Annotated in this window: 24 protein-coding genes; 12 read left to right on the top strand and 12 right to left on the bottom strand. The window is 68.9% G+C overall.

What is annotated here, in order from left to right; all coding sequences use genetic code 11:
• Position 1: 1 nt before the first annotated feature.
• Complete coding sequence (locus tag GEV26_RS08865) at positions 2 to 370, top strand: hypothetical protein (RefSeq protein ID WP_153652733.1); 369 nt, start codon at positions 2 to 4, stop codon at positions 368 to 370.
• Positions 371 to 436: 66 nt separating this feature from the next.
• Here the strand turns inward: GEV26_RS08865 and GEV26_RS08860 are convergent, their stop codons facing one another.
• Positions 437 to 577 carry a hypothetical protein gene (locus tag GEV26_RS08860; protein WP_153652732.1) on the bottom strand — a complete coding sequence of 47 codons (141 nt, stop codon included), beginning with the start codon at positions 575 to 577 and terminating at the stop codon, positions 437 to 439.
• 578 nt (positions 578 to 1,155) lie between these two features.
• On the opposite strand from GEV26_RS08860, the gene GEV26_RS08855 reads away from it, so the two are divergent.
• From GEV26_RS08855 to GEV26_RS08845, 3 genes are all read left to right on the top strand, one after another.
• On the top strand, positions 1,156 to 1,446 hold the full coding sequence (locus GEV26_RS08855) for a hypothetical protein (RefSeq protein WP_153652731.1): 291 nt from the start codon (positions 1,156 to 1,158) through the stop codon (positions 1,444 to 1,446).
• A gap of 410 nt (positions 1,447 to 1,856) precedes the next feature.
• Positions 1,857 to 3,536 carry a thioester domain-containing protein gene (locus GEV26_RS08850; protein ID WP_153652730.1) on the top strand — a complete coding sequence of 560 codons (1,680 nt, stop codon included), beginning with the start codon at positions 1,857 to 1,859 and terminating at the stop codon, positions 3,534 to 3,536.
• A gap of 155 nt (positions 3,537 to 3,691) precedes the next feature.
• Positions 3,692 to 5,545 (top strand): thioester domain-containing protein, encoded by a 1,854-nt coding sequence (locus GEV26_RS08845; RefSeq protein ID WP_153652729.1) that lies wholly within the window; start codon positions 3,692 to 3,694, stop codon positions 5,543 to 5,545.
• An 84-nt stretch (positions 5,546 to 5,629) separates the two neighbouring features.
• On the opposite strand, the gene GEV26_RS08840 is transcribed toward GEV26_RS08845, so the two are convergent.
• Together GEV26_RS08840 and GEV26_RS08835 are read right to left on the bottom strand one after the other, a co-directional pair.
• Positions 5,630 to 5,917 (bottom strand): Fe-S cluster assembly protein HesB, encoded by a 288-nt coding sequence (locus GEV26_RS08840; protein ID WP_153652728.1) that lies wholly within the window; start codon positions 5,915 to 5,917, stop codon positions 5,630 to 5,632.
• A gap of 89 nt (positions 5,918 to 6,006) precedes the next feature.
• A complete protein-coding gene (locus GEV26_RS08835) occupies positions 6,007 to 6,600 on the bottom strand; it encodes a rhomboid family intramembrane serine protease (protein ID WP_153652727.1) in 594 nt (197 codons plus the stop codon).
• 82 nt (positions 6,601 to 6,682) lie between these two features.
• On the opposite strand from GEV26_RS08835, the gene GEV26_RS08830 reads away from it, so the two are divergent.
• From GEV26_RS08830 to GEV26_RS08805, 6 genes are all read left to right on the top strand, one after another.
• Entirely contained in the window at positions 6,683 to 6,931 is a 249-nt protein-coding gene (locus tag GEV26_RS08830) for a DUF2630 family protein (RefSeq protein ID WP_153652726.1), read from the top strand.
• A gap of 45 nt (positions 6,932 to 6,976) precedes the next feature.
• The gene (locus GEV26_RS08825; protein ID WP_153652725.1) at positions 6,977 to 7,621 is read left to right on the top strand and encodes an MBL fold metallo-hydrolase; all 645 of its coding nucleotides are present in this window, start codon (positions 6,977 to 6,979) and stop codon (positions 7,619 to 7,621) included.
• A 47-nt stretch (positions 7,622 to 7,668) separates the two neighbouring features.
• Positions 7,669 to 9,204 (top strand): UDP-N-acetylglucosamine 1-carboxyvinyltransferase, encoded by a 1,536-nt coding sequence (locus GEV26_RS08820; RefSeq protein ID WP_153652724.1) that lies wholly within the window; start codon positions 7,669 to 7,671, stop codon positions 9,202 to 9,204.
• A gap of 126 nt (positions 9,205 to 9,330) precedes the next feature.
• Positions 9,331 to 10,101, top strand: a complete 771-nt coding sequence (locus tag GEV26_RS08815; protein ID WP_153652723.1) for a glycerophosphodiester phosphodiesterase family protein — start codon at positions 9,331 to 9,333, stop codon at positions 10,099 to 10,101.
• The gene (locus GEV26_RS08810) at positions 10,098 to 11,462 is read left to right on the top strand and encodes an MFS transporter (RefSeq protein ID WP_153652722.1); all 1,365 of its coding nucleotides are present in this window, start codon (positions 10,098 to 10,100) and stop codon (positions 11,460 to 11,462) included. Before GEV26_RS08815 ends, GEV26_RS08810 begins: the two co-directional genes overlap by 4 nt.
• 76 nt (positions 11,463 to 11,538) lie before the next feature.
• Positions 11,539 to 11,931, top strand: coding sequence for an RNA polymerase-binding protein RbpA (locus GEV26_RS08805; protein WP_153652721.1), 393 nt, complete (start codon positions 11,539 to 11,541; stop codon positions 11,929 to 11,931).
• Positions 11,932 to 11,965: 34 nt separating this feature from the next.
• On the opposite strand, the gene GEV26_RS08800 is transcribed toward GEV26_RS08805, so the two are convergent.
• Genes GEV26_RS08800 through GEV26_RS08790 form a run of 3 tightly spaced genes read right to left on the bottom strand, consistent with a single transcriptional unit; the run spans position 11,966 to position 15,320 of the window.
• Entirely contained in the window at positions 11,966 to 12,739 is a 774-nt protein-coding gene (locus GEV26_RS08800; protein WP_153652720.1) for a polyprenol monophosphomannose synthase, read from the bottom strand.
• Positions 12,736 to 14,244, bottom strand: coding sequence for an apolipoprotein N-acyltransferase (gene lnt, locus GEV26_RS08795; RefSeq protein WP_153652719.1), 1,509 nt, complete (start codon positions 14,242 to 14,244; stop codon positions 12,736 to 12,738). The genes GEV26_RS08800 and lnt overlap by 4 nt, the downstream gene beginning before the upstream one ends.
• The gene (locus tag GEV26_RS08790) at positions 14,241 to 15,320 is read right to left on the bottom strand and encodes a M24 family metallopeptidase (protein WP_153652718.1); all 1,080 of its coding nucleotides are present in this window, start codon (positions 15,318 to 15,320) and stop codon (positions 14,241 to 14,243) included. The genes lnt and GEV26_RS08790 overlap by 4 nt, the downstream gene beginning before the upstream one ends.
• Before the next feature lie 138 nt (positions 15,321 to 15,458).
• On the opposite strand from GEV26_RS08790, the gene GEV26_RS08785 reads away from it, so the two are divergent.
• Positions 15,459 to 17,021 (top strand): M28 family metallopeptidase, encoded by a 1,563-nt coding sequence (locus GEV26_RS08785; protein WP_153652717.1) that lies wholly within the window; start codon positions 15,459 to 15,461, stop codon positions 17,019 to 17,021.
• A gap of 59 nt (positions 17,022 to 17,080) precedes the next feature.
• Positions 17,081 to 17,989, top strand: coding sequence for a 5'-3' exonuclease (locus GEV26_RS08780; protein WP_153652716.1), 909 nt, complete (start codon positions 17,081 to 17,083; stop codon positions 17,987 to 17,989).
• A gap of 3 nt (positions 17,990 to 17,992) precedes the next feature.
• Here the strand turns inward: GEV26_RS08780 and GEV26_RS08775 are convergent, their stop codons facing one another.
• The 6 genes from GEV26_RS08775 to GEV26_RS08750 form a co-directional block, all read right to left on the bottom strand.
• Positions 17,993 to 20,734, bottom strand: a complete 2,742-nt coding sequence (locus GEV26_RS08775) for a DEAD/DEAH box helicase (protein WP_153652715.1) — start codon at positions 20,732 to 20,734, stop codon at positions 17,993 to 17,995.
• A 205-nt stretch (positions 20,735 to 20,939) separates the two neighbouring features.
• Positions 20,940 to 21,710, bottom strand: coding sequence for a twin-arginine translocase subunit TatC (gene tatC, locus GEV26_RS08770; RefSeq protein ID WP_228765145.1), 771 nt, complete (start codon positions 21,708 to 21,710; stop codon positions 20,940 to 20,942).
• Positions 21,711 to 21,767: 57 nt separating this feature from the next.
• A complete protein-coding gene (tatA, locus tag GEV26_RS08765; RefSeq protein ID WP_153652714.1) occupies positions 21,768 to 22,001 on the bottom strand; it encodes a twin-arginine translocase TatA/TatE family subunit in 234 nt (77 codons plus the stop codon).
• Positions 22,002 to 22,016: 15 nt separating this feature from the next.
• The gene (locus tag GEV26_RS08760) at positions 22,017 to 22,985 is read right to left on the bottom strand and encodes a helix-turn-helix transcriptional regulator (RefSeq protein WP_153652713.1); all 969 of its coding nucleotides are present in this window, start codon (positions 22,983 to 22,985) and stop codon (positions 22,017 to 22,019) included.
• Positions 22,982 to 23,962, bottom strand: coding sequence for a helix-turn-helix transcriptional regulator (locus tag GEV26_RS08755; protein WP_153652712.1), 981 nt, complete (start codon positions 23,960 to 23,962; stop codon positions 22,982 to 22,984). Before GEV26_RS08755 ends, GEV26_RS08760 begins: the two co-directional genes overlap by 4 nt.
• 12 nt (positions 23,963 to 23,974) lie before the next feature.
• Entirely contained in the window at positions 23,975 to 24,877 is a 903-nt protein-coding gene (locus tag GEV26_RS08750; protein WP_153652711.1) for an FKBP-type peptidyl-prolyl cis-trans isomerase, read from the bottom strand.
• Between the last annotated feature and the right edge of the window lie 68 nt (positions 24,878 to 24,945).

The following is a 24,945-nucleotide window of genomic DNA, read 5'->3' as shown; positions in this document are numbered from 1 at the left end:
CGTGACGGTCGTTTCCCGTCTACGAATTGCGCTGCCGGCTCTCATCAGCTTGGCCTTTTCCGCAGCGGCCGCGTGGGTCTGGTTCACGTCACCCGTGGATCCCGTATTCGGGCTCACCGCCGCTTTGTGCTCGGGTGCGGCCGCGGCGGGGTGGGCTGCCGGTCGACGCGAGGTTGATCCGTTCGCGCGCTGGGCACTGATTCTGGTGGTGACCAGCGGTGGGCTGATCGCATTGCTCAATCTGCTGCCGTCGCCCTGGCTGTCCTCTGGCTCGGAGTACGTTCCCGCGATGGTGACCTACTGTGGCACGCCGCTCATGGTCGTTGCCTCCTTCGTGGCCGTTGTTCAGGGGAGGGGCCGGTACCTATAAGCGCCGCCGCGCCCGAAAGGGGGATTTCGGACGCGGCGGAGTCGGGGTTGGTCAGTCGGGGTTGGTTCAGTTGGGGTTGCAGTAAGTGGTGCCCTCGATCGGCTCGCCCTCGACGCCGCCGATGTACGTGACCGCCTTGACGCGGAACGTGTAAATGCCGTGACCGGCCGAGAAGACCCCGCCGGTCGGGTACCACACCGCGGTCATGACACCGGCGGGTAGGACCTGCTCCTTGGGCTCGCATACTGGCGGAGCCCACCCGGGGCCTAAGTCGCCGAGGTCCTCGGCGGTCGCGGCGGTCGTCGTTCCAAAGATGAGCCCCGCGCTGGCGGCCAGGAGCCCAGCAGTGCGGGCGATCATTCGGTTGCGCATGATGTTTGCCTTTCGTCCACCCGCCGGAGCAGGGTGTGATTGGTCCATCGGTCCTTTCGAACGTAGCTCTTAACTACAGGGTGTCTCTATGGCGCAACTCACAGCTTGGGAATCAGAGGATGCGATTGATGCAGTTTTTGCCTGAAACGCCGCGGGTCAAGAACGGTCGTGTTCGGCCAGCACAGGCGCTGGCGACGATCTTGAGAGCATGTTGTTGGCGTTCGACGCTGGATGGCCTGAGATATGTCTTAGCTGCAGCACCTGAGCGGACCATGCTGCAGCGAGCTTGGATTTCGAGGCGTGGCGCGGCCGAGCGTCCCTGGCGAGCCCACAAGTTGACATAATGTGCATTATCGGACACTTATGGACATAGTTTCCCGGACACCGGCATCGCCGTATGAGACGGTGCATCAATGCCAGACCGTTCACAGCAAAACCAGCAGACGAGACTTCTTGCGCGGGTGCCCATCTGGCTGCCAGCTGTTCTTGCCGCCGGTGTCTTTTTCGGTGGCATCGTCGTCTCGCTGGTTGTTGCTGTAACCGGCCACGCTGACGGATTTCCGGCAAAGACGTTCGGCGCAGGCTCGATGCTGCTGTCGCTCGTCTTGGCGATGTCGACGGTCCTGGTGCACCGTGCTCGACGTCAGTCAGCGGCCGCCGTGTCAGGTCATCCCCCGCACCCGTCGCCCGGCGTCAACGATTAGTTGACACGTCCGGTCGCTTCGGCAGACCGTTGTCGCCTCGACCAGCACGCAAACTCGGCGGCCCGGGTTCCACGTTCAGCGGTCCTCGAGCGTGTCGCACTCGCCGTGAGACTTGCCCAGAGTCCAAGGGCCCGGTTGAACAGGCTTGACACAATGAAAGGTGCTCGTGCGGAGTCACGGGGCTCCGCTTCTCGCTGTCTCGGGAGGTACGTGTGGACTTCATCCTTGCAAATCGGGCGATGCGGACGATGCGTGCGTTCGCGGTCCTGATCCTCGTGGCACTGACTGTTTTGGTAGGACGTCCAGCAGATGCCGCGCCAGACATAGGGGACAAGCCGGTCCCGGCGGCGGACTCCCCTTTCACCGAGCTTCGGACCGGCAACATCACGGGTGACGAGGGTGTCCGGCGGGTGAGCGCCTTCGTGGCTCCCGAAACGTTCGATCCCGAGAACGGCTATCCCACGAAGGCTCCGGCCGGGTCGACTCAGGTCACGCGGGGTTATGTCGGAATCATCCCGGTGCTCGACGACCAGGGCAACCCGTCCCTGGCGTACTGCATCGATCTGTTCACCGACACAGGGACCGGGGTGACCTACCAGCGCGGGGACTGGGCCGAGTCGAATGTCCGCAACCTCGGCCGGGTCGGTTACATCCTGCAGAACTACTACCCCACGGTCCCCGACCAGCCGGCCGACCAGCCGGACAACGTGAGGTCTGCTGCCGTACAGGCCGCGATTTGGTTCTTCAGCGACAACTTCGTGGTCCACCCGGCAGAGGGCGAGCTGTACGACCTGACCGCGGCCATCGTCGCGGACACCCTCGCACACGACCCGGTCGCCGAGCCCGCGCAGCCGACGCTCAGCATCTCTCCGAGCTCGGGAGTGGCGCCCTCAACCGGTGACATCGTCGGGCCGTTCACGGTCACGGCAGACGGTCCGTCGACGCTCCAGCTCAAGCGCGTGGAGGTGTTTGCGGACGAGGCAGGGACACAGCCACTGGCCCAGGGCGCCACCGTGCAGCCGGGGGCCCGACTGTGGGCGCGCTCCACCGAGGCAGGCGACGACCAAGGCTTCTCGCTCCGACGGGCGGAGACCGTCCTGGCCAACACGGTCTACCTCTACGACGGCGCGACACCCGGGCGCGACGCCGCCCAGTCGCTGGTCCTTGCTGAGACGACGGAGCTCGAGGCCGTGGCCGGCGTGCGCATCACGCAGTTCGCGGCCGGCGGCATCGAGGTCACCAAGACGATCAGCGGCGACGGCGCCGGATTCCAAGGGCCGATCGACATCCGCGTCGTCTGCACACCCGCGGACGGTGGCGACCCGATCGAACGCACGTCGACGATTCCCGCCGGAGCGACGGGCTCGCAGACCGTGAGGTTCACCGGGCTCCCCGCCGGGTCCGAGTGCACGATCACCGAGCCCAAGGACGGCGACAACGGGCGGGTCAACCTCACGGCCAGCTCGATCGAGCCCGCGAGCGTGTCGATCGTGGCCGGGGAGAATGTCTCCGTCGCGGCGACCAACGAGTACGCGCGGGCGTTCGGCGAGCTGAAGGTCACCAAGGTCATCGAGGGTCCGGCCGCGGGCGAGCAGGACGAGATCGTCCTCGCGGTGGACTGCGACGACGACGCATTCGACCGGGAGCTCAGGATCCCTGCGGGGTCGCCGGCCGGCACATACCCGCTCCTGACGGTGACCGACATCCCCGCCGGCACCAAGTGCCGCGTCACCGAGATCGCGAGCGGCGCCACCGACACCGTCCAGCTCGATGAGACGACCATCAGTCCCGAGTCCGTCACGATCGCCGACAGCGAGACCAGCGAGGTCACGGTCACCAACAGCTACAGCCAGTCCGAGGAGAACGGCGACGGTGGCGGCACCGGCGGTAGCGACGGAGGCAGCGGCGACCGGAGCGACGGAGGCAGCGGCGACCAGAGCGACGGAGGCAGCGGCGACGGAGGACCCGTCAGCTCGGGGTTCCTGCCCCGCGCGGGCGCACCCGGAGGTCCACTGACGCTGGGCATCGCGCTCCTGGTCGCGGGCGCAGCGGTGCTGTTCATCCGGCGTCGGATGGCAGGCCGCGCATGAGGAAGCCGGGTCAGCCCCAGGACCGGGCGTAGTGACACATCCGGGCAGCCCCATACAGGGCCCAAGGGCCCTGTATGGGGTGTCGTCGCGGGTGTGAGGCTTCGGGGGGCGGAGCCGCACAGAGGCCCGCACGCTCTTTTTACGGGGGAAGGCACGTGGCTGTGAAACCCATGCTGATGAACCGGACGGCGGGACTGCTCCGGGTGTTCGTGGCTCTGATCATGCTCGGTGGACTGTTGCTGGTGGGGAGCTCGGCCCATGCCGAGCCGATCCCGACCCGAGCAGATCCCGCGTTCTCGAGCTCGCCATTCACCGAGCTCCAGATCGGCCCCATCACGGGGGCCCTCGGTGTCTCGGACGTGGACGCCTATGACGCTCCCAGCGACTTCGATCCGCTGTCGGGCTACCCCACGACGATCCCGGGCGGGTGGGACGCGCACAACCTCCCCTATGCCGGGCTCATCCCGGCGTCGGACTCCGAGGGCAACGATGTCCTCACCTACTGCATCGACCTGTTCACGACCACACAGTCGGGTGTCACCTACGAGCGAGGAGACTGGAACGACGCGAACGTCCGCAACCTCGGCTACGTCGCCTACATCCTGCAGAACTACTACCCCACCGAGCCGGACAACCCGCCCGGAGTCGCCAACAACGTCAGGTCCGCCGCGGTCCAGTCCGCGATCTGGTTCTTCAGCGACAACCTCGTGCTCGACCCGAATGCCGAGCCGGAGCTGTACGATCTCACCTCGGACATCGTCGCGGACGCCATCGCCAACGGGCCGGCGACGGAGCCGGCGCAGCCGTCGCTGAGCATCTCCCCCGAGTCCGCAGACACCCCCTCGACCGGCGAGATCGTCGGCCCCTTCACCGTGACGGCGGACGGGCCGTCGGTCCTGCGCCTCGAAGGCGTCGAGGTCTTCACCGACCAGGAGGGCACGCAGCCTGTCGCGGAGGGAGAGACCATCGCGCCGGGCACGCAGCTCTGGGCGCGGTCGTCGGGCCCGGGCGAGGGCCAAGGGTTCTCCTTGCGGCGGGCGCAAACCGTGCGCGAGAGCACCGTGTATCTCTACGACGGCGCCACGCCCGGTCGCGATACGGGGCAGAAGCTGATCCTGGCCCGGGAGTCGACCCTCGAGGCGGTCGCGAGCGTCCGCACCAACCGGTTCGCCGCAGGCGGGATAGAGGTCACCAAGACCATCAGCGGTGAGGGTGCCGGACTGCAAGGCGCCATCGAGATCACCATCGTCTGCACGCCGACCGACGGCGACCCGATCGAGCGCACGTTCACGATCCCGGAGGAGACGGAAGCAGGACCGCAGAGCGTCACGTACACCGGACTCCCCGCCGGCGCCACGTGCACCGTCACCGAGACCGAGGACGGCGACAACGGTCAGGTGAACCTGACGGCCTCCTCGCTCGACCCCGAGACCGTGACGATCGTCGAGGGCACCAACTCGCCCGTCGCCGCGACGAACGAGTACGAGCGCGCGGTCGGCGAGCTGCAGGTGACCAAGGTCATCGAGGGCCCGGCCGCGGGCGCGCAGGACGAGATCGTCCTCGCGGTGGACTGCGACGACGACGGGGACGCGTTCGACCAGGAGCTCACGGTCCCTGCGGAGTCGCCGGCCGGCACGTATCCGGTCGTGAGGGTGACCGGCATCCCGGCGGGCACGGAGTGCCGTGTCACCGAGACCGCGAGCGGCGCCACTGACACCATCCTGCTCGACGAGACGACCATCAGTCCCGAGTCCGTCACGATCGCCGACAGCGAGACCAGCGAGGTGACGATCACCAACAGCTACAGCGAGTCCGAGGAGGACGGCGACGGCGATGGTGGCGGTGGTGGCGACCAGAGCGGCGGAGGCAGCGGCGGCGGAGGACCCATCAGCTCGGGATTCCTGCCCGGCGCGGGCGCACCCGGAGGTCCACTGACACTGGGCATCGCGCTCCTGGTGGCGGGCGCAGCGGTGCTGGTCGTCCGGCGCAGGATGGCAGGCCGCGCGTGAGCGAGCCGGGGCACCCTCGACCCAGATGACGCGACGTCGTCTCCCACGACATCGTGGTCGTGGGAGACGTGTCGGCGCGGTGAGCTAGGCCTGCTGTCCGAGCCCGAACTGGACGGAACCGTCCTGCTCGACCCGCGCGTCCAGCGTCTTGTCTCCCAGCAGCTCGGCGGCGGTCGCGTCGAGGAAGACACGGGCTCCCCCGTCGTCGACGACCTGGTCACCCGGCTGCGGGGCGTTGACGGGCGTCAGGGCCAGGCCGGCATCCTTCTCGGGGCCGGCCTGGCTGATGCGCAGGCCCGACTCCTGGGAGTCCGGGACCTGCTCGGTGATCTGCCTCACCACGTCGGCTGCATTGTCGGTCAGGGTCAACATGTCGTTCTCCTGTTCGTCAGTGGCATCGCCAAACGTCCAGACTTGCCGACCCGGGCGGTCCGGGCAAGTCGACGGACCTGAGAAGCAGGTCAGCCGGTCCGTCTGGTGGACCGCTCTGCCAGGAGCCACGCGGCGAGCGCGCCCCCTGCGGCGCCGCACAGATGCCCCTCCCACGACACACCGGGACGTCCCGGCAGGACGCCCCACAGGACGCTCCCGTAGATCACCAGGACCCCGAGCCCCACGACGATCTGGCCCAGGCTGCGATTGAACACACCACGGACGATCAGGTACGTGAGCCAGCCGAAGACCACGCCCGAGGCTCCGACGTGGTTGGTCCCGGAGTCACCGAGGAACCAGACCCCGACGCCGCCCACGACCCACACGATCGCCGTCACCTGCAACCAGGTCCGGACGCCCGACAGACCGATCAGGAATCCGAGCACGAGCAGCGGGGCGGTGTTGCCGATCAGGTGCGCCCAGTCGTCGTGCAACAGGGGCGCGAAGACGATCCCGTCGAGCCCTTCGAGGCTGCGTGGATGAACGCCGTTGCGCTCCAGGCGCTCGGACGTCGCGACGTCGATGATCTCGACCGCGTAGAGCAGCACGACGTAGGCGCCCACGAGCATCCCTGCCGTCGCGGCCACACCCAGCGACAAACGTCTGTCGCGGGTCCGATTCATGCCTCAGATGCTAGGACCTGTGCCCAACTCCCCCGTACCCGAGGCGCTCCCCCGGCTGCCTCCGCGGACGTAGACTCCGCAGATGACGACCGACAAGGGAATTCACGAGCACATCAACAACCTCGTCGCCGAGGAGAAGACGCTCCGCGAGCAGCTGAGCAGCGGTGACATCAGCCGAGAGGAGGAACGCGCTCGCCTGCGCGCCCTCGAGATCGAGCTGGACCAGGCCTGGGACCTGCTGCGTCAACGCAAGGCGCTCCGCGAGACCGGTGGCTCCGAGGACGACGCCGAGGAGCGCTCCCCCGACGTCGTGGAGAGATATCTCAACTGACACTCAGGCCTGCGTGCCCACGGGCGCAGGTGCAAGATGGGACGCATGCAGATCACCCGCTTCGGCCACGCCGCCGTCCTCGTCGAGGCCGCTGACACCCGCGTCCTGATCGACCCCGGAGGCTTCAGCCCCGACGAGACATTCGCTCTGGAAGGGCTCGACGCCATCGTCGTGACCCACCAGCACCCCGACCACCTCGATCAGGGACGCTGGCCCGGACTGCTCGAGCGCAACCGCGACGCCCTGCTGCTGTGCGACCCCGAGACCGCCTCGATCGTCGAGGCGGGTGACTGGACACAGAACGGCGACGGTGTCGAGACGGTCGTCGGCGGGATCACGCTTCGAGGCGTCGGCGCCCAGCACGCCGTGATCCTCCCCACCATCCCCCGCATCGGCAACGTCGGCGTGCTTCTCCACGCGCCCGGCGAGCCGACGATGTTCCATCCAGGCGACTCCTACGAGACCGCGCCGGAGGGTGTCGACGTCCTCGCGCTCCCCCTCTCTGCCCCGTGGGCCAAGCTCAGCGAGACCGTCGATTTCGCCCAGCGTGTCGGGCCGAAGACCCTCTTCCCCATCCACGACCGCACGATCTCCGAGGCCGCGTACGGCATCTACTGGGGCCAGCTCACGGCCCACAGCGGAGTCGAGGACGCCCGTCTCCTGGGCCAGTCCGACACGACCACGGCCTGATCCCGACGGGAATTGAGTAATCTCATAACTGATATATGGTTGCGAACATGACTGTTCGTGACGACTACCTCGCCCGCATCGGCGCCCTCATCCGGGACGCTCGACAGCACACCGGGCTCACACAGGCAGAGCTGGCCGCAGAGCTCAAGACGAGCCAGAGCGCCGTCAACCGCATCGAGAAGGGGCAGCAGAACCTGACCCTCGACATGCTCGCGCGCATCGGCAGTGCCCTCGACTCCGAGCTCGTCAGCGTCGGCACCTCCGGGCCCAGCCACCTGCGGGTCGCGGGAGGGACGACGCTCTCCGGGACGATCGACGTCAAGTCCAGCAAGAACGCGGGCGTCGCCCTCCTCTGCGCCTCGCTGCTGAATGCCGGCACCACCGTCCTGCGCAAGGTCGCCCGCATCGAGGAGGTCAACCGTCTCCTCGAGGTGCTGACCTCGATCGGCGTCAAGGCGACGTGGCTGAACGACGAGAACGATCTCGAGCTCATCGTCCCCGCCGAGCTGGACCTCGCCGCGATGGACGCGGACGCCGCACGGCGTACGCGCAGCATCATCATGTTCCTCGGCCCGCTGATGCACCGCTACGACGACTTCGAGCTGCCCTACGCGGGCGGCTGCGATCTCGGCACCCGCACCGTGGAGCCCCACATGACCGCCCTGCGTCCGTTCGGGCTGAAGGTCGTCGCGACCGAGGGCAGCTATCACGCCGCCGCGGCCGAGGGCGTCGGACCCGAGCGGCCGATCGTGCTGACCGAGCGCGGCGACACGGTGACCGAGAACGCGCTGCTCGCCGCGGCCCGCTACGACGGCGTGACCGTGATCCGCAACGCGAGCCCCAACTACATGGTCCAGGACCTGTGCTTCTTCCTGGTCAAGCTGGGCGTCGGCATCGAGGGCATCGGCACCACCACGCTTCGCATCACCGGCAAGCCGGTCATCAACTGCGACGTCGAGTACGCCCCGAGCGAGGACCCGATCGAGGCCATGAGCCTGATCGCGGCCGCGATCGTGACCAAGTCGAGCATCACGGTGCGCCGCGTCCCGATCGAGTTCATGGAGATCGAGCTCGCGCTGCTCGAGGAGATGGGCTTCCAGTACGACAGAGGCGCCGAGTACGCGGCCGAGAACGGCCAGACTCGACTTGTCGACATCACGACGCATCCCTCGGCGCTGCACGCGCCGATCGACAAGATTCACCCGATGCCGTTCCCGGGCCTCAACATCGACAACCTGCCGTTCTTCGCGGTCATCGCGGCGACCGCCGAGGGTCAGACGATGCTGCACGACTGGGTCTACGAGAACCGGGCGATCTACCTGACCGAGCTCAACAAGCTGGGTGCCCAGGTCAAGCTGCTCGACCCGCATCGGGTGCTGATCGAGGGACCGACGCACTGGAGCGGCGCCGAGCTGATCTGCCCGCCGGCCCTGCGGCCGGCCGTCGTGATCCTGCTGGCGATGCTCGCGGCCAAGGGCACGTCGGTGCTCCGCAGCGTCTACGTCATCAACCGTGGCTACGAGGATCTCGCCGAGCGGCTCAACGCACTCGGCGCCCAGATCGAGACCTTCCGCGACATCTAGCCCACCCCACCCCACCACCCCACCCCAGCCCAGATTTGCGGAGTCCTGCACCGAATCCGCGCGCGGAAACGTGCACGGGTCCGCAAATCTGGGTGGGGTGCACCTGGTCGGGGCTAGCGTTGGCGCGTGTCCAGCTTCCTCGATCCACCGCCCCTGGCCATCGCGCACCGAGGCGGTGCGGCCACCGGCGACAACGTCGGCATCGAGAACTCGCTCGCGGCGTTCGCACACGCGTACGCGCTGGGCTACCGCTACCTCGAGACGGACGTCCGCGCGACGTCCGACGGCGTGGTCTACGCGATCCATGACGCCCGCCTCGACCGGTTGACGGGCAGTGCCGACGCGATCGACGCCCTGACGTCGGAGTCGTTCGACCTGCAGCGCCTCGACCAGCGGGAGCCTTTCGCCCGCCTGGACGCGCTCCTCGACGCGTTCCCGGACGCCCGGCTCATGATCGACGTCAAGTCCGACGCTGCGGTCGACGCCACGTGCCGGGTGCTCAAGGCGCACGACGCCGTCGACCGGGCCTGCCTCAGCACGTTCTCGCACGCCCGGCTGCGGCGCATGCGACGTATGCTGCCCGGCGTCACGACCTCGGCGTCGACCCTCGAGGTGGTCCTCACGAGATTCCTGCCCGCTCCCCTGCTGCGACTCGTCGGCGTCCCGGGCGGCCGGTGCCTGCAGGTGCCGCACCGCCACGGGCCGCTGCGCGTCGTCACGCGCCGCTTCGTCCGCCGGGCCCACGCGCTCGGCCAGCAGGTCCATGTGTGGACCGTGGACGACGCGCAGGAGATCAACGAGCTGCTCGACCTGGGCGTCGACGGCATCATCACCGACCGCACCGACGTCCTCAAGGACGTGCTGGTCGCCCGAGGCACGTGGAGGGACCCCGCATGAGCACGACCACGAGGGCGCGAGCGACGTCCGAGCAGCGCGGCTGGTACTTCTACGACTGGGCCAACTCGGCCTACATCACGACCATCGGCACGGTGCTCTTCGCGCCGTACCTGACGAGCGTCGCGGAGCGGGCCGCCTGCGGCTTCGCCGGCGACGACGACCGCAAGTGCACCGAGAACCTGCACGTCCTCGGCCTCTCGCTGTCGGCCGGCTCCCTCGTCTTCTACGTCGTCACGCTGGCGACCGTGCTGTCGGCGTTCGTGCTGCCGGTGGTGGGCGCGGTCGCCGACCGGGTGGACTCCAAGCGCCGCCTGATGTGCGGCCTCGCCTGGGCCGGCTCGTTCGCCGCGGCGATGATGTTCTTCGTCACGGGCGACAACTGGCAGCTCGGGGCAATCCTGCTCGTCGTCGCCAATCTCTTCTACGGCTCGTCGATCGTGGTCTACGACGCGATCCTGGTCGACATCGCGGCTCCGGACGACCGGGACCACGTGTCGTCGCGCGGCTGGGCCTTCGGCTACCTCGGGGGCGCGCTGCTGCTCTCGCTGAACCTCGCGGTCGTCACGATCAAGCCGTTCGGGCTGTCGACCGAGACCGCCGTGCGCATCAGCCTGCTGTCCGCCGCGCTGTGGTGGGCGGCGTTCACGATCATCCCCTACCGACGCATCAAGGATCACCCGGTACGTGGTGCCGTGACGGTCGACGACGGCACCCTCATGCAGCGCAGCTTCGGCCAGCTGTTCCGTACGTTGCGCGAGATGCGCGGCTATCCCCAGACGCTGCTGTTCCTGGTCGCGTACCTGTTCTACAACGACGGCATCCAGACCGTGATCTACTCCGCCTCGGTCTACGGGGAGAAGGAGCTGGGCTTCGAGACGAGCGTCCTCATCACCACGATCCTCATCGTCCAGTTCGTCGCCTTCGGCGGCGCCCTGCTGTTCGGCCGGGTGGCCGCTCGCTACGGCGGTCACCGCACGATCCTCGGTGGGCTCGTGGTGTGGGTGCTCGTGGTGTGCATCGGCTTCTTCCTGCCGGCGGAGCAGGTCGTGCCGTTCTTCGTGCTCGCCGTGCTGATCGGGCTCGTGCTCGGGGGCACCCAGGCCCTGTCCCGGTCACTGTTCTCCCAGCTCATCCCCCGCGGGCGCGAGGCCGAGTACTTCAGCCTCTACCAGGCCTGTGAGCGCGGCACGAGCTGGTTCGGCACCCTGGTCTTCGGTCTGGTCCACCAGCTGACGGGCTCCTACCGCCCGGCGATCCTGGCCCTGATTGCGTTCTTCGTGATCGGTGGGACGCTGTTGTGGAGGCTGGATCCGCGCAAGGGGGTCGTCGAGGCGGGGAACGTCCCGCCGGCTGTCCTGTGAAGTCACCTGCCGTTCAGGGGAATCTCATGCGCGTCATCTATGTTGAAACTGGTACGGCACTAGAGAGGGGACGCACATGGCTGAACGTGCATTGCGAGGTGCTCGGCTCGGAACGCAGAGCTTCGAGGACGAGCGTGGCGTGGAGATGGCTCCCCGGCAGCAGGTTGAGTACGTCTGCCCGGACGGGCACACGTTCACGGTGGTCATGGCCGACGAGGCCGAGATCCCGTACGAGTGGGAGGACCCCAAGACGGGTCAGATCGGACGGCTCGCCGACGGTGAGAAGCCCGAAGGCAAGGTCGAGAAGCCGGTTCGCACACACTGGGACATGCTTCTCGAGCGCCGCTCGGTCGATGAGCTCGAGGAGATCTTGACGGAGCGGCTCGAGCTTCTCCGCGGTGGGGAGATCGGTCCGCCGCACCTCCACCGGCCCGCCAAGAAGAGCGCGGCCAAGAAGAAGAGCGCCTGAGGCCAGCGGCCCCAGGCGGAAGGAAGGACCCCGGCTACGGCCGGGGTTCTTTTGCGTCCGGGGTCCGGGCCGGCTCTTGACGGTCTCGTCGCAGCGAACGGGGCACGGCCCGCGCCAGGCCCCAGAGCGTGACGCGCCACAGCGCCTCCCGCACGATCGCGCCGCTCATCTTGGACTGGCCCCGCTCGCGCTCGACGAACGTGATGGGCACCTCCTGGACGCTCATCCCCGCCGCGACGACCCGGCGCGCCATGTCGATCTGGAAGCAGTAGCCCTGCGAGGCGACGTCCTCGAGCGGCAGCCGCTCCAGGGTCGAGCGCCGGAACGCACGGAAGCCGCCGGTTGCGTCCTTGATCGGGATGCCCAGCATCAGGTGCGCGTAGAGCGTCCCGCCGCGGGAGATCAGGCGACGGTGCCAGGGCCAATTGACGACGCCGCCACCTGGCACCCATCGCGAGCCCAGCACGAGATCGGCCCCGGCTTCGCTCGCGGCCAGGATCTTGGCGAGGTCCTCGGGACGGTGCGAGCCGTCGGCGTCCATCTCCATCAGGACGTCGTAGTCACGTGCGAGGCCCCACGCGAATCCCGCGCGGTAGGCCGAGCCGAGTCCCTGCTTCGACGTGCGGTGCATCACGTGGACGCGCGGGTCGTCCGCGGCCAGGCGGTCCGCGATCTCGCCGGTGCCGTCCGGGGAGCCGTCGTCGGCGATCAGGATGTCGACCCCCGGCTGCTCGGCATGGATCCGCTGGACGATCAGCTCGAGATTGTCCGACTCGTTGTAGGTCGGGACGATGATCAACGTCCTCATGAGGTCCCGATCGCCTTCCGTCGTCGTGTGCCGAGCCACCATGCTCCCACCCCGGCCGCGACGAGCAACCACTCGAGGTAGCGACCGACCAGGAGGGCCGGGGTCTTGTCCGAGGCGAGGGTGACCTCGGCGCTCACCGTGGCGGGCTCGTGCATCGGCGCCCGTTCGACGCTGCGACCAGTCGGGTCCACGACCCCGCTGATGCCGTTGGTCGAGGGCACGACCACCCAGCGCCCGGTCTCGATGGCCCGCAGCCGGGAGATGTCCCACTGCTGCTCGGGCTGGGACGTGCCCGTGAAGGCCGCATTGCTCGTCTGGACGACGATCATCTGGGCGCCGCCGTCGACGGCCCGGCGGGTCACGTCGTCGTACGCGATGTCGTAGCAGATCGTGTCGCCGATGCGCGTGTCGCCGATCGTCATCGCCCCCGGCTCGTCGCCGGCCAACATGTCGCGGGGGATGTCGCGCCCCAGGCGCCCGACGATGGCGCCGGCCTCCTTGCGGAACGGGACGTACTCGCCGAACGGTACGGGCTTGAGCTTGTCGTAGCGGTCTCCCGGCCCGTCTGCCGTCCACACCACGCCGGAGTTGTACGCGGTGTCCTCGGTGGGCCCGTCGAAGAGGCCGCCGACGAGGATCGGCGCGCCGAGCCTGGCTGCCAGCGACTCGATCCGGCCGCGGGTGAGCGCGTCGCGGTACGGATCGATGTCCGTCGCGTTCTCGGGCCACAGCACCATGTCGGGCTGTGGCACGGTGCCCGCCTCGATCGCGTCGGCGAGGCGCTGCGTCTCGGCGAGGTGCAGGTCGAGGATCTCCCCGCGCGGCCAGGTGAGGAAGACCCCGGGCACGTCGCCCTGCACGAGAGCGACCTGACGGGTGCCGTCGGCGCCCGCGACGCCGGTCGGCAGGAGGGCGCCCACGACGGTCAATGCGACGACACCGGCCGCGGCACCGATCCGCGCGCGCCGGCCCGGACCGACCACGATGACCACGAGCAGCGCGGCGACCACGAACAGCACGGCGCTGGTGCCCGGCATGGCGACCAGCCGGGCGTACGCGGAGAACGGCGTGTCGATCGAGGTGTGCGCCAGGCGGCCCCACGGGAAGCCCGTGAACGGGAAGTGGCCACGAGCCCACTCCCCCGCGGCCCACACCGCGGCGCCCCACAGCGGCCAGAGGCGCAGCCGGGTGGCAGCTCGCAGCGCGAGCATGATCGGGATGAAGAACAAGGCCTCGGCGAGCGCCAGGCCGACGTACGCGCCGGCACTGACCGCGTTCATCCACCAGATGAGCGGTCCCATGAACCCCACGCCGTACAGCAGACCGGTCACGGCCACGACCCGCTTGCTCGCGACGTCCAGTGCCCGGGCCAGCCAGATGAGCCCGGCGACGCCCAGCAACATCGCGAACGGCAGCGAGACCGGGTCGAAGTTGAGCGACGACAGCACCCCGAGGGCGGCTGCCGAGGGCCAGGCGACCTTCCACCCGACCTGGGGTCCTCTCACAGGGCGACGAGCCCGCGGGGCGTGTTGTTGAGCACCTCGAGGCCGTCGGCCGTGCACACCACGATGTCCTCGATGCGGGCGCCGAACTGTCCGTCGAAGTAGATGCCCGGCTCGATCGAGAATGCCATGCCCTCCTCGAGGACCAGGTCGTTGCCCTCGACGATGTACGGCTCCTCGTGGGTCTCCTGGCCGATGCCGTGCCCTGTGCGGTGGATGAACAGCTCTCCGTAGCCTGCGTCGGCGATGATCTGCCGGCCGATCGCGTCGACCGACTCGGCCGTCACACCGGGGCGGGCGTGCTCGAGCTGCGCCCTCTGCGCGGCCTCGAGCACGGCGTACGCCTCGCGGTAGGCCGCGGGGGCGGTGCCGCCGGCCAGGTAGTTGCGGGTCGAGTCCGAGCAGTAGCCCGACGGCATCGTGCCGCCGATGTCGACCACGACGGGATCCCCCGTCTCGATGACCCGATCGGACACCTCGTGGTGGGGGGACGCCCCGTTGGGCCCGGATCCCACGATCACGAAGTCGACCGTCTCGTGGCCCTCGTCGATGATCGCGCGGGCGATGTCGGCTCCCACCTCGCGCTCGGTGCGACCGGGACGCAGCCACTCGCCCACCCGCTCGTGCACGCGGTCGATCGCGGCACCCGCGTCACGCAGCGCGGCGATCTCGGTGTCGTCCTTGCGGATCCGCAGCTGCTGCACGAGCGGTCCGGCCAGGACCTGGCGCGCGGTGGGCATCGCGGCCTGCAGCGCGAACACCCGCGAGGCCCACATGTGGTCGTCCACGCCGACCGTGGCCACGTCTCCGACGAGCCGGGCGACCAGCTCGTACGGGTCCTCGGTCTCCTGCCACGACGCGATCGCGGTGTCGACGCCCGACGCGATCGCGGCCTGCCGCTCCAGGTGGGGCACGACCAGGGTCGGCTCCCCCTGGGAGGGCAGCACGAGGCAGGTCAGTCGCTCGAGCGGCAACGCGACGTAGCCCGTCAGGTAGCGGAGGTCCGCTCCAGGGGTCACGAGCAGGGCGTCGATCCCCTGTTGAGCTGCCAGTTCCTGAGCCTTGCGCCACGTGTTCACACCACGACGATACCGGTGAGGTCATGGGCCGATCCGCCTGCGGGCGGCGCACCCGATCTGCTGCGGCGCAGGGGTGTTCATCGCCCGGCTCCCCACTTAGTGTGATGTGGAACACATCAACCAATTGGGGGGCATCACATGCGCCGAGCGCTGTATTCCACCGCTGCCGTCATCCTGACCGGCAGCCTCTTCGTGGCCGCACCCGCGGACGCGGGAAACAAGCACCAGTCCAAGGCCAAGCCGATCGACACCAGCAAGCTCACGAGGGGCGTGACCGTCAACGGTCAGCTCAAGACGCTGCGCCAGCTGCAGGTCATCGCGAACCGCAACGACGGCAACCGCGCGTCGGGCCTGCCCGGCTACGACGCCTCGGCCGCGTACGTCGCCTCGCAGCTGAAGAAGGCCGGCTACAAGGTGAAGAAGCAGACCTTCACGTTCGCGTTCAGCCGCGATCTCGCGCCCGCCGAGCTGCAGCAGGTCACCCCGACCGCGAGGGACATCGAGACCGCGGCGTTCGACTACTCCGGCTCCGGAGACGTGACCGGCGCAGTGACCCCGATCAAGCTCGTGATCCCCCCGACCGGCGGGCCGGGGTCGACGACGTCCGGCTGCACGCCGGGTGACTTCCCGGCGCCGGGCTCCGCACCGTCCGTCGCGCTGATCCAGCGCGGGGCGTGCGACTTCGGCGTCAAGGCCGCCAATGCGCAGGCTGCGGGCTATGACGCGGTGATCATCTTCAACGAGGGGCAGGAGGGACGCCAGGAGCTGCTCACCGGCACCCTCGGCACCCCCGTCGGCATCCCCGTCGTCGGCGTCTCGTACGAGGACGGGGTCGCGCTCAGCCAGCAGCCGGGCGCCACGGTGCGGGTCTTCGCCAGCACGGAGGTCGACCTCAACCGCAGGACGACCAACGTCATCGCCGACCTGCCGCGCAAGACCAAGAACCAGGACCAGGTCGTCGTGGTCGGGGCACACCTCGACAGCGTCGCGGAGGGGCCCGGCATCAACGACAACGGCACGGGCACGGCCGCGGTGCTGGAGATCGCGAAGCAGTACACCAAGACGCGCACGGCCAAGAAGGCGCAGCGCCCCGTGCGGTTCGCCTTCTGGGGTGCTGAGGAGAAGGGTCTGCTCGGCGCGTACCACTACGTCGACAGCCTGACCGACACCCAGCGGGGCAAGATCTACGCGAACCTCAACTTCGACATGATCGGCTCGCCCAACTTCGCCCGGTTCGTCTACGACGGCGACGGCTCGTCGGACGGCAATGCGGGGCCTGCCGGCTCGGCAGAGATCGAGAAGGTGTTCACCCGCTACTTCGCCAAGCGCAAGCTCGCGTCGGCGCCCACGTCGTTCGACGGCCGGTCCGACTACGGGCCGTTCATCGAGGCCGGCATTCCGGCGGGCGGGCTGTTCAGCGGTGCGGAGGGCGTCAAGACGCCGGCCGAGGCCAAGCTGTTCGGCGGGACGGCCGGTGTCGCGTACGACGTCTGCTACCACCAGACGTGCGACGACATCACCAACGTGAGCACCCGGGCCATCGACCAGCTCGGTGACGCGGCGGCTCACTCGGTCGGCGTGCTGGCGCTGTCCAAGAAGGGCCTCTACGGCGATCAGCGACGTGCGAAGGTCTCGGGCAAGAAGCTCGCGGCCATGAAGCGCGCCGGCGACCGCAGCCCGGGTCACGCGCTGACGCGCTGATCAGGACATGAGGAGACCGTGGGACACGTCCCGGGCTCGTAGAGCCTAGAGTTCGGGACATGTCCCACGGTCGACTTCTCCTCCTCGACAGCGCCAGCCTGTACTTCCGGGCGTTCTTCGGCATCCCCAAGACCCTCACGGCGCCCGACGGCACGGTCGTCAACGCGCTGCGGGGCATCCTCGACTTCACCTCGACCCTGACCACCCAGTACGAGCCCGAGGCCGTGGTGGCGTGCTGGGACGACGACTGGCGGCCGAACTGGCGGGTCGAGCTCCTCGAGACGTACAAGACGCAACGGCTCGACGAGGACGGCGGCGAGGCCGACACCACCGACGGCCTGCTCGGTCCGCAGGTCCCGCTCATCGCCGAGGCCTTCGGCCTCCTGGGCATTCCCGTGGTCGGCGCCGCGGACTACGAGGCGGACGACGTCATCGGCACCCTCGCCGAGGCCTGGGACGGCCCGGTCGACATCGTGACCGGCGACCGCGACCTGTTCCAGCTCGTCGACGACGACCGTGACATCCGCGTCCTCTACGTCGCGAAGGGCGTCTCGAAGCACGACGTCGTCGACAATGCGTGGCTGCGCAGCAAGTACGGCATCGATGCCTCCGACTACGTCGACTTCGCGGTCATGCGCGGCGACCCGTCGGACGGCCTGCCGGGCGTGGCCGGCATCGGCGACAAGACCGCGGCCACGCTGCTCGCCGAGTTCGGCGACCTCGACGGCATCCTCGCTGCGGCCGACGACACCTGGTCCTCGATCAAGCCGCGCGTGCGCCAGTCGCTGCGCGACTCGGTCGACTACATCACGGCGGCCCGCGAGGTCGTCACGGTGCGCCGCGACGTCTGTGAGCTGCCCGACCTGGACGTATCGGCGGACGAGGACGCCTTCACGGCGTTCGGCGAGACCTGGGGGCTCGGCGGCGTCACCGAGCGCGCCCTGGCCGCCCGCTCCCGCCGGGCGTGACGGTCAGGCAGTGATGCTGGTGTAGCTGACGACGCCGTGGCGAAGCAGGTCGAGAGCCTCGCGCGCGGTCGTGCGCAACGGCCCCGGCCCCGCGGCGTCGGCGATCTGCGCCACCACGTCGATGAGCTGCTTCATCGCGCGGACGAAGTCGCCCGCGGCCAGGTCCATGTCGCCCAGGACGTCGTCGAGGGTCGCGTCCTTGCACCACGACCACACGGCCTGGGAGAAGCCGAAGTCCGGCGACCGCAAGAACTTGACGCGGTGCTCGCGCTCGAGCTGCTGCAGGTCCGCGCACAGGTGTGCCATCGTCTCGGCGGCCTCGCGCACGTTGCGGGTCGGATAGCGAGGCGCGGGCAGGTCGTCGGCGAGCCGCGACGTGTACGTCAGCCCGCTCACGACCGCTGCCAGCTCGGCCGCGTCGAGACCGTCCCAGGTGCCCTGACGCAGGCACTCGCTGACCAGCAGGTCCAGATCGCTGTAGAGACGCTTGAGACGCAGCCCGTCCGGCGTCACCACGTCGCCGTCGAGGTAGCCGAGCACGTCCAGCACCTCGCACACCCGGTCGAACTGGCGGGCGACGGTGTTGGTGCGCTGCTCGATGCGTCCCCGCTGGTTCTTGGTGTCGCGCTCGAGCTTGAGGTAGCGCTCGGCCCAGCGGGCGTGGGACTCGCGGTCCGGGCACTCGTGGCAGGGGTGCTCACGCAGCTTCTGCCGGATCGCCGCGATGCGCGGGTCCTCGCGCCCCGGCTGGTCGCGGTAGGGCTTGTCGCGGTGGAACGAGGCCGCGTCGGCGCGGCTGCGCAGGGCCGACGCGAGGTCGCGGCGGGCCTGGGGGTTGCGCGGGTTGAACGACTTGGGGATGCGCATCGTGGTCAGGGGCTGGACCGGCGCCGGGAAGTCGATCATCGCGAGGCGCCGGGCGTGGCGGTTGGCCGTCAGCACCATCGGTCGCGGACCCTCGTGGTCGGTGACGCGTCCGGGATCCAGCACGACGGCCAGGCCGGCGAACTTGCCGACCGGCACGTGGATGACGTCGCCGGGACGCAGCTTGACCAACGAGGCGATGATCTCCTCGCGCTCGGCCTGGCGGCGCGCCTTCGAGCCGGAGGCCTCGATGTCGCTCAGCTCGCGGCGCAACGAGGCGTACTCCATGAAGTCGCCTCGATCGCAGACGACCTTCTCGCGGTAGCCGTCGAGGGCGTCGTCGGCCTTGCGGATCTGCCGCGCGAGCCCGACGACCGCACGATCGGCCTGGAACTGCGCGAACGACTGCTCGAGCAGCTCCCTGGCCACGGTGCGCCCGACCTGGCCCACGAGGTTGACCGCCATGTTGTACGACGGGTGGAACGAGGAGTTGAGCGGGTACGTCCGGGTGCTGGCCAGGCCCGCGACCTGCTTGGGGTCCAGGCCGTGCTGCCACAGCACCACACCGTGACCTTCGACGTCGATGCCGCGGCGTCCGGCGCGGCCGGTCAGCTGGGTGTACTCCCCCGGCGTGATGTTGGCGTGGGTCTCGCCGTTCCACTTCGAGAGCTTCTCGATCACTACCGAGCGCGCGGGCATGTTGATGCCGAGTGCGAGCGTCTCGGTCGCGAAGATGATCTTGACCAGGCCGTCGCTGAACAGGTCCTCGACGCACTCCTTGAACGTCGGCAGCATCCCGGCGTGGTGGGCCGCGATGCCGCGGACCAGCGCGTCACGGAACTCGTAGTAGCCGAGGACGTGCAGATCGTTCTCGGGCAGGTGCGCACACGCGGTGTCGACGAACGCCGCGATGTGCGCCTGCTCGTCGGGGGTCGTCAGCGTGAGCCGTGCGTCGAGGCACTGCTGCACCGCGGCGGCGCAGCCGGCCCGGCTGAAGATGAAGCAGATCGCGGGCAGCAGGCCCTCGGCGTCGAGCCGCTCCACGACCTCGACCCGGCTGGGCGTGCGGTTGCGGCTGCGGGGCCGCTTGCCGCCCTTGCCCTTGTGGCCCTTCATCATCCGCGAGAGCTGCCAGTCCTCCCGGGCCAGCCGCTCCAGCGCCTTGTTGACCTCGACGCCCCGGTCGTCCGGGCTCGGCTCGAACAGCGGGAACATCTTGCGTCCCACCATCACGTGCTGGTGCAGCGGGATCGGGCGGCGCTCCTCGACGATCGTGACGGTGTCGCCGCGCACCTCGGTCAGCCAGTCGCCGAACTCCTCGGCGTTGGAGACCGTCGCGGACAGCGAGATCACCGAGACCGACTCGGGCAGGTGGATGATGACCTCTTCCCAGACGGCCCCGCGCATGCGGTCGGCCAGGTAGTGGACCTCGTCCATCACGACGTAGCCGAGGGTGTCGAGAGTGCGCGAGCCCGCGTAGAGCATGTTGCGCAGCACCTCGGTCGTCATGACGACGACGGGCGCCTCACCGTTGATCGTGTTGTCGCCGGTCAGCAGCCCGACGTTGTCGGCGCCGTAGCGATCCACGAGATCGGCGAACTTCTGGTTGGACAGGGCCTTGATGGGGGTGGTGTAGAAGCATTTGCGGCCCGTCGCGATCGCGAGGTGGACCGCGAACTCCCCCACCAGCGTCTTGCCCGATCCGGTGGGCGCCGCGACGAGCACGCCGTGCCCGTCCTCGACGACCTTGCAGGCCTCGACCTGGAAGCCGTCGAGGGCGAAGTCGTAGAGGCCGCGGAACTCGGCCAGGCGTGGGTACTGCCGGCTGGCGCGCGATCGGGAGTACCGCTCGGCCGGGGACGACACGCCAAGCTCGCTCATGGTCCCAGCCTACGTGGAAGGCGGTGGCGCGCAGGCGCCCAGCACGGCCGCCCGGACCACGGGGGCCGAAACCGCCACATCTTGGGTGCGGTGGGTGCGCCACCGTCAGGCCCCCGCATCGGGCTGAGACGGTGGAGCATCCACCTCTCGGGCGGGGACGGGGGGCCGAAACCGCCAAATCTTGGGCGGGCGGCGCCGGGCGGGCTCAGTCGTCGAGCGGGGACAGCTCGTCGTCTGCGAGCTCGGTCCGGGCGGCGATCTTGCGGCGCTTGCGGTCGGTGAGCTTCGCGATGATCTCCGAGAACAGATAGAGCACGGTCATCGGCACGGCAAGGAACAGCATCGTCAGCGGGTCCGTCGTGGGGGTCGCGACCGCCGCGAACACGAAGATGCCGATCACGATCCACGGGCGCGCGCTCGCGAGCTGGGCCGCGCTCACCGCGCCGATGCGGTTGAGCAGCACGACCACCAGGGGGATCTCGGCGGCGACGCCGAAGACCAGCAGCATGCGGATGATGAAGTTGAAGTACTCCGCTCCGGTGATGAGGCTGCCCACCCCGTCGGGCACGAAGCCGATCAGCACGTCCATGGCCTTGGGCAGGATCAGGTACGCCAGCGCGGCTCCGGCGATGAACAGCGGTGCCCCGGTGGCGGTGAGCAGCAGGGCCCACCGCTTCTCGTGCCGGTGCAGGGCGGGCAGGACGAAGGCCCAGATCTGCCACAGCCACACGGGGCTCGACAGCAAGATGCCCACGACCAGCGAGATCTTCAGCTGGAACTGCAGGGCGCCGCCGACTCCCGTGATGACGAGCTCGGAGTCGATCCCGCGCTCCAGCAGCAGCGGCTGGATCGACTCGTAGGGTCGGGTCAGGAAGTCCAGCACCGGGTCGTAGAAGACCAGCGCGATGATCGTGCCGACGGCGATCGCCAGGACCGCGCGCACCAACCGGGACCGCAGCTCACGCAGATGTCCCATGAGCGGCATCGTGCCGCCCGGTGCCGGGGGTGGCGTGCCGCGCCTCAGCGCCAAGCGTCAGGCCTGTTCGCGCTTCTTGTCCGCCTCGGACGCCTCGACGGTCTCGAGCGACGCAGGCTTCGCGGGCTTGTCGTCGTCATCGTCGTGCAGCGCCGAGACCTCGGTCTTGAAGATGCGCAGGGCCTTGCCCGAGCCGCGGGCCAGCTCGGGGAGCTTCCTGCCGCCGAACAGCAGGACGACGATCCCCAGGATGATCAGGATCTCCGGAGCACCGATTCCACCTCGGAACATGATTGCTCCCTTCCTCTAGTTCGACGTGACCACTTCATCGTACGCCTGCAAGGCTACGCGGGCTTCCTCGATCACCCGCACCCGAAGGGACTCGGGCTCGACGACGGCCACGGATCCGGCGTTGCGGAGCACGAGCCGGCGCAGCCATCCCCAGTCCGCACCGTAGATCTTGGCCCGCCAGACGCCGTCCCGGCCCTCCTCCAACAGGTCGACCTGGTAGTACTCGGTCAGCCAGTGGGCGCGTGGGTGGAGATCGACCAGGACGTACGGGGTCTGCTCGCCCACCGTGAAGAAGCCGTCGGAGAGATCACGGGCCTTCGCGTCGTGGTCCTGCGCGTCGACCTCAGTCGCCCGGGCGGCGATGACGCGGTCCAGGCGGAAGAACCGCAGGTCCTCGGCACGGAGGCACCAGGCCTCGAGGTAGAGCCGCCCCTGCTCGGTGAACAGCCGGCGCGGGTCGACCTCACGGTCGGACTGCTGATCGCTCGTGGCAGTGGCGTACGTGATCTGCAGCCGCTTGCCCGAGGCGAGCGCGTGGACGATCTCCCCGTGGATGACCGGGTCGACCTCGTCGAGCAGGACGTCGACGGGCGCGGAGGCGGAGTCGCCGACCGCGCTCTCGAGCTTGGCCAGGGCGCTGTCGATGACCGAGAGCTCGGGCCCGCTGGCCGACGCCCTCAGGGTGCGCAACGCGACGATGAGGGCGATGCCCTCGCGAGCGCTGATGCGCAGGGGGCGGGTCATGAACTCCGCGTCGCGGATGTGCACGATGCCGTCCTGCTCCAGCGCGGTGAGGTCGAAGTCGATCAGCTCGCCCGCATACTCCCCCGTGCCGGTGTACATCAGCAGCCGCAGGTCGTCGCGGATCACCTTGGGCGTCACGCCGAACTCCGCCGCGACCTCGTTGACCGGGACGCCGTCATTGCCCTGCAGGTAGGGCACGAGTGCCAGCATCCGCACGACCTGCTGCCTCGACCTGCTCATGCGGACCCCTCCCCGAGACCCAGCGTGCCGCTCACAGCCGCGCGCAGACGCTGCACCACGGCCTCGCGAACCTCAGGGGGCGACAGGGCGACGACGTCGGGGCCGTACGAGGCGACCTCCGCGGCGAGCTCCCAGCGCGAGGAGTAGCGGACCTCCACCTCGTCGTGGTCCTCGTCGATCGGCGTGACCTTCTCGGCGAGCCGGCGCAGCGACTGGCCCCGCCCCTTGCGCATGCGCAGGACGGCCGCCTCGACGGGATCGGGCGGGAACAGGGCGCGCGCCAGGTCCTTCATGTCCGTGCCCTCGGGGATGTCGTACGACCCCGCGGGGCCCTGCGTCTCGACGTCGCCGATGACCCGCGAGAGCCGGAAGATGCGGGGCTCGCCCCGGTCGAGGTCGAGGCCACCGACGTACCAGCGGTCGTGCCACGAGATGATCCCCCACGGCTCGAGGTGCCGCTGCATGGGCTCCTGGTTAGGGCGGGCGTACGCGAAGGTGACCGGGATGCGACGGGTCACGGCGTCCCACATCACGTCGAAGGACGGCTCGTCGGCCGACAGCTTGGGCTCGGCCATCCGCAGGACGCTGGTGTCGACGTCGACGCCGATCGCCTTGAGCTTCACCAGCGCGGTCGTCGACTCGCTCGCAAGACCTGCGTGCTCCCACACCTGGGTCGCCAGACCGATGACCGCGGCCTCCTCGCGGGTCAGCTCCAGATCGGGCAGCTCGGCCTCGTCGCGGCGGATGCGATAGCCCGGCTCGTCGTTGAAGTACTTGTCGATCGAGCCCATCTCGACGTTGATGCCGAGCTCACGCAGCTCTTCCTTGTCGCGCTCGAACTTGCGGTCGAACGCCTGCGGCGTCGAGTCGCGGTAGTCGGCGATCGACTCGCGGATCTGGTCCTTCGTGAGGTACTGACGACTCACCAACAAAGCGAAGATGAGGTTCATCAACCTCTCAGTCTTGCGCTCGGCCATGACAGGAGGATGTCAGGAAGCGTCGAGCAAGTCGATGGCGAAGATCAGCGTGTCGTCCTTCAGCTCGCTCTCGGTGCCCGCGTAGGCGGTGTCGGGCGGGCACACCAGCACGACGCGGCTGCCGACCTTCTGCCCGACGAGCTCGCTCTGCCAGCACTTGATGAGGCCGCCGAGCGACTGGGTGAACGGGACGCCCTTGGTCCAGCTGGTGTCGAAGACCTTGCCGTCCGGGTACACCTGGCCGACGTACTGGACCGTCACGCTCTGATCGGCCTTGACCTTGGCCCCGTCGCCCTGGATGACGGTGTGCGAGCTCGCCTTGGTCTGCTTCTTCTTGGTCGTGGCCGTCGGGGTGAAGCCGGACGGGTGCTTGTCGCCGTCGAGCTTGAGCTTGGGCAGCGAGGACGGCAGCGCCTTGGCGTCGCCGGTGACCTCGGTGGGGACCTTGGACCGGATGTCGAAGACCAGCACCATGGTGTCGGCCTTGCCGATCTCGAAGCTCGGCTGGCCCTGCTCGCCGAAGCCGTCGGTCGGCGGGATCGCGACCAGCACGCGGCTGCCGACCTTGCGGCCCTCGAGACCCTTGACGAATCCGGCGAGGATCGTGTCCTTGGACAGGGCCACGGTCTGGGGGCTCGCGGCGTACGTGCTGTCGAACAGCTTGGCCGTGGTGCCGTTGACGCCGACGTAGTCGAGCTTGATCGAGTCACCCTCCTCGATCGTGTCGCCGCCGCCCTTCTTGAGGACCTTGCTCTCGGTCTTGGCGACCTCGAAGCCCTTGTCGAAGGTCACCTTGGGGGTCTTGCCGCCGGTGACCTTGATGGCCGACAGGCCGGCGCCGTCCTTGCCGTCACTGCCACCGCATCCGGCGAGGACGAGGCTTGCGGCAATGGATGCCAGGAGAATGCGGCGCACGGAGACAACCTTCGAAGGGAGGGGGACAGATCGTGGGCAATCGTAACGACCGGGCGCAAGGCCCCGGT

The organism is Aeromicrobium yanjiei (genome assembly GCF_009649075.1).
GTDB classification, from domain to species: Bacteria; Actinomycetota; Actinomycetes; order Propionibacteriales; family Nocardioidaceae; genus Aeromicrobium; species Aeromicrobium yanjiei.
The sequence above is the reverse complement of the archived record's forward strand: the minus strand, read 5'-3'. Positions and strand labels throughout refer to the sequence as shown.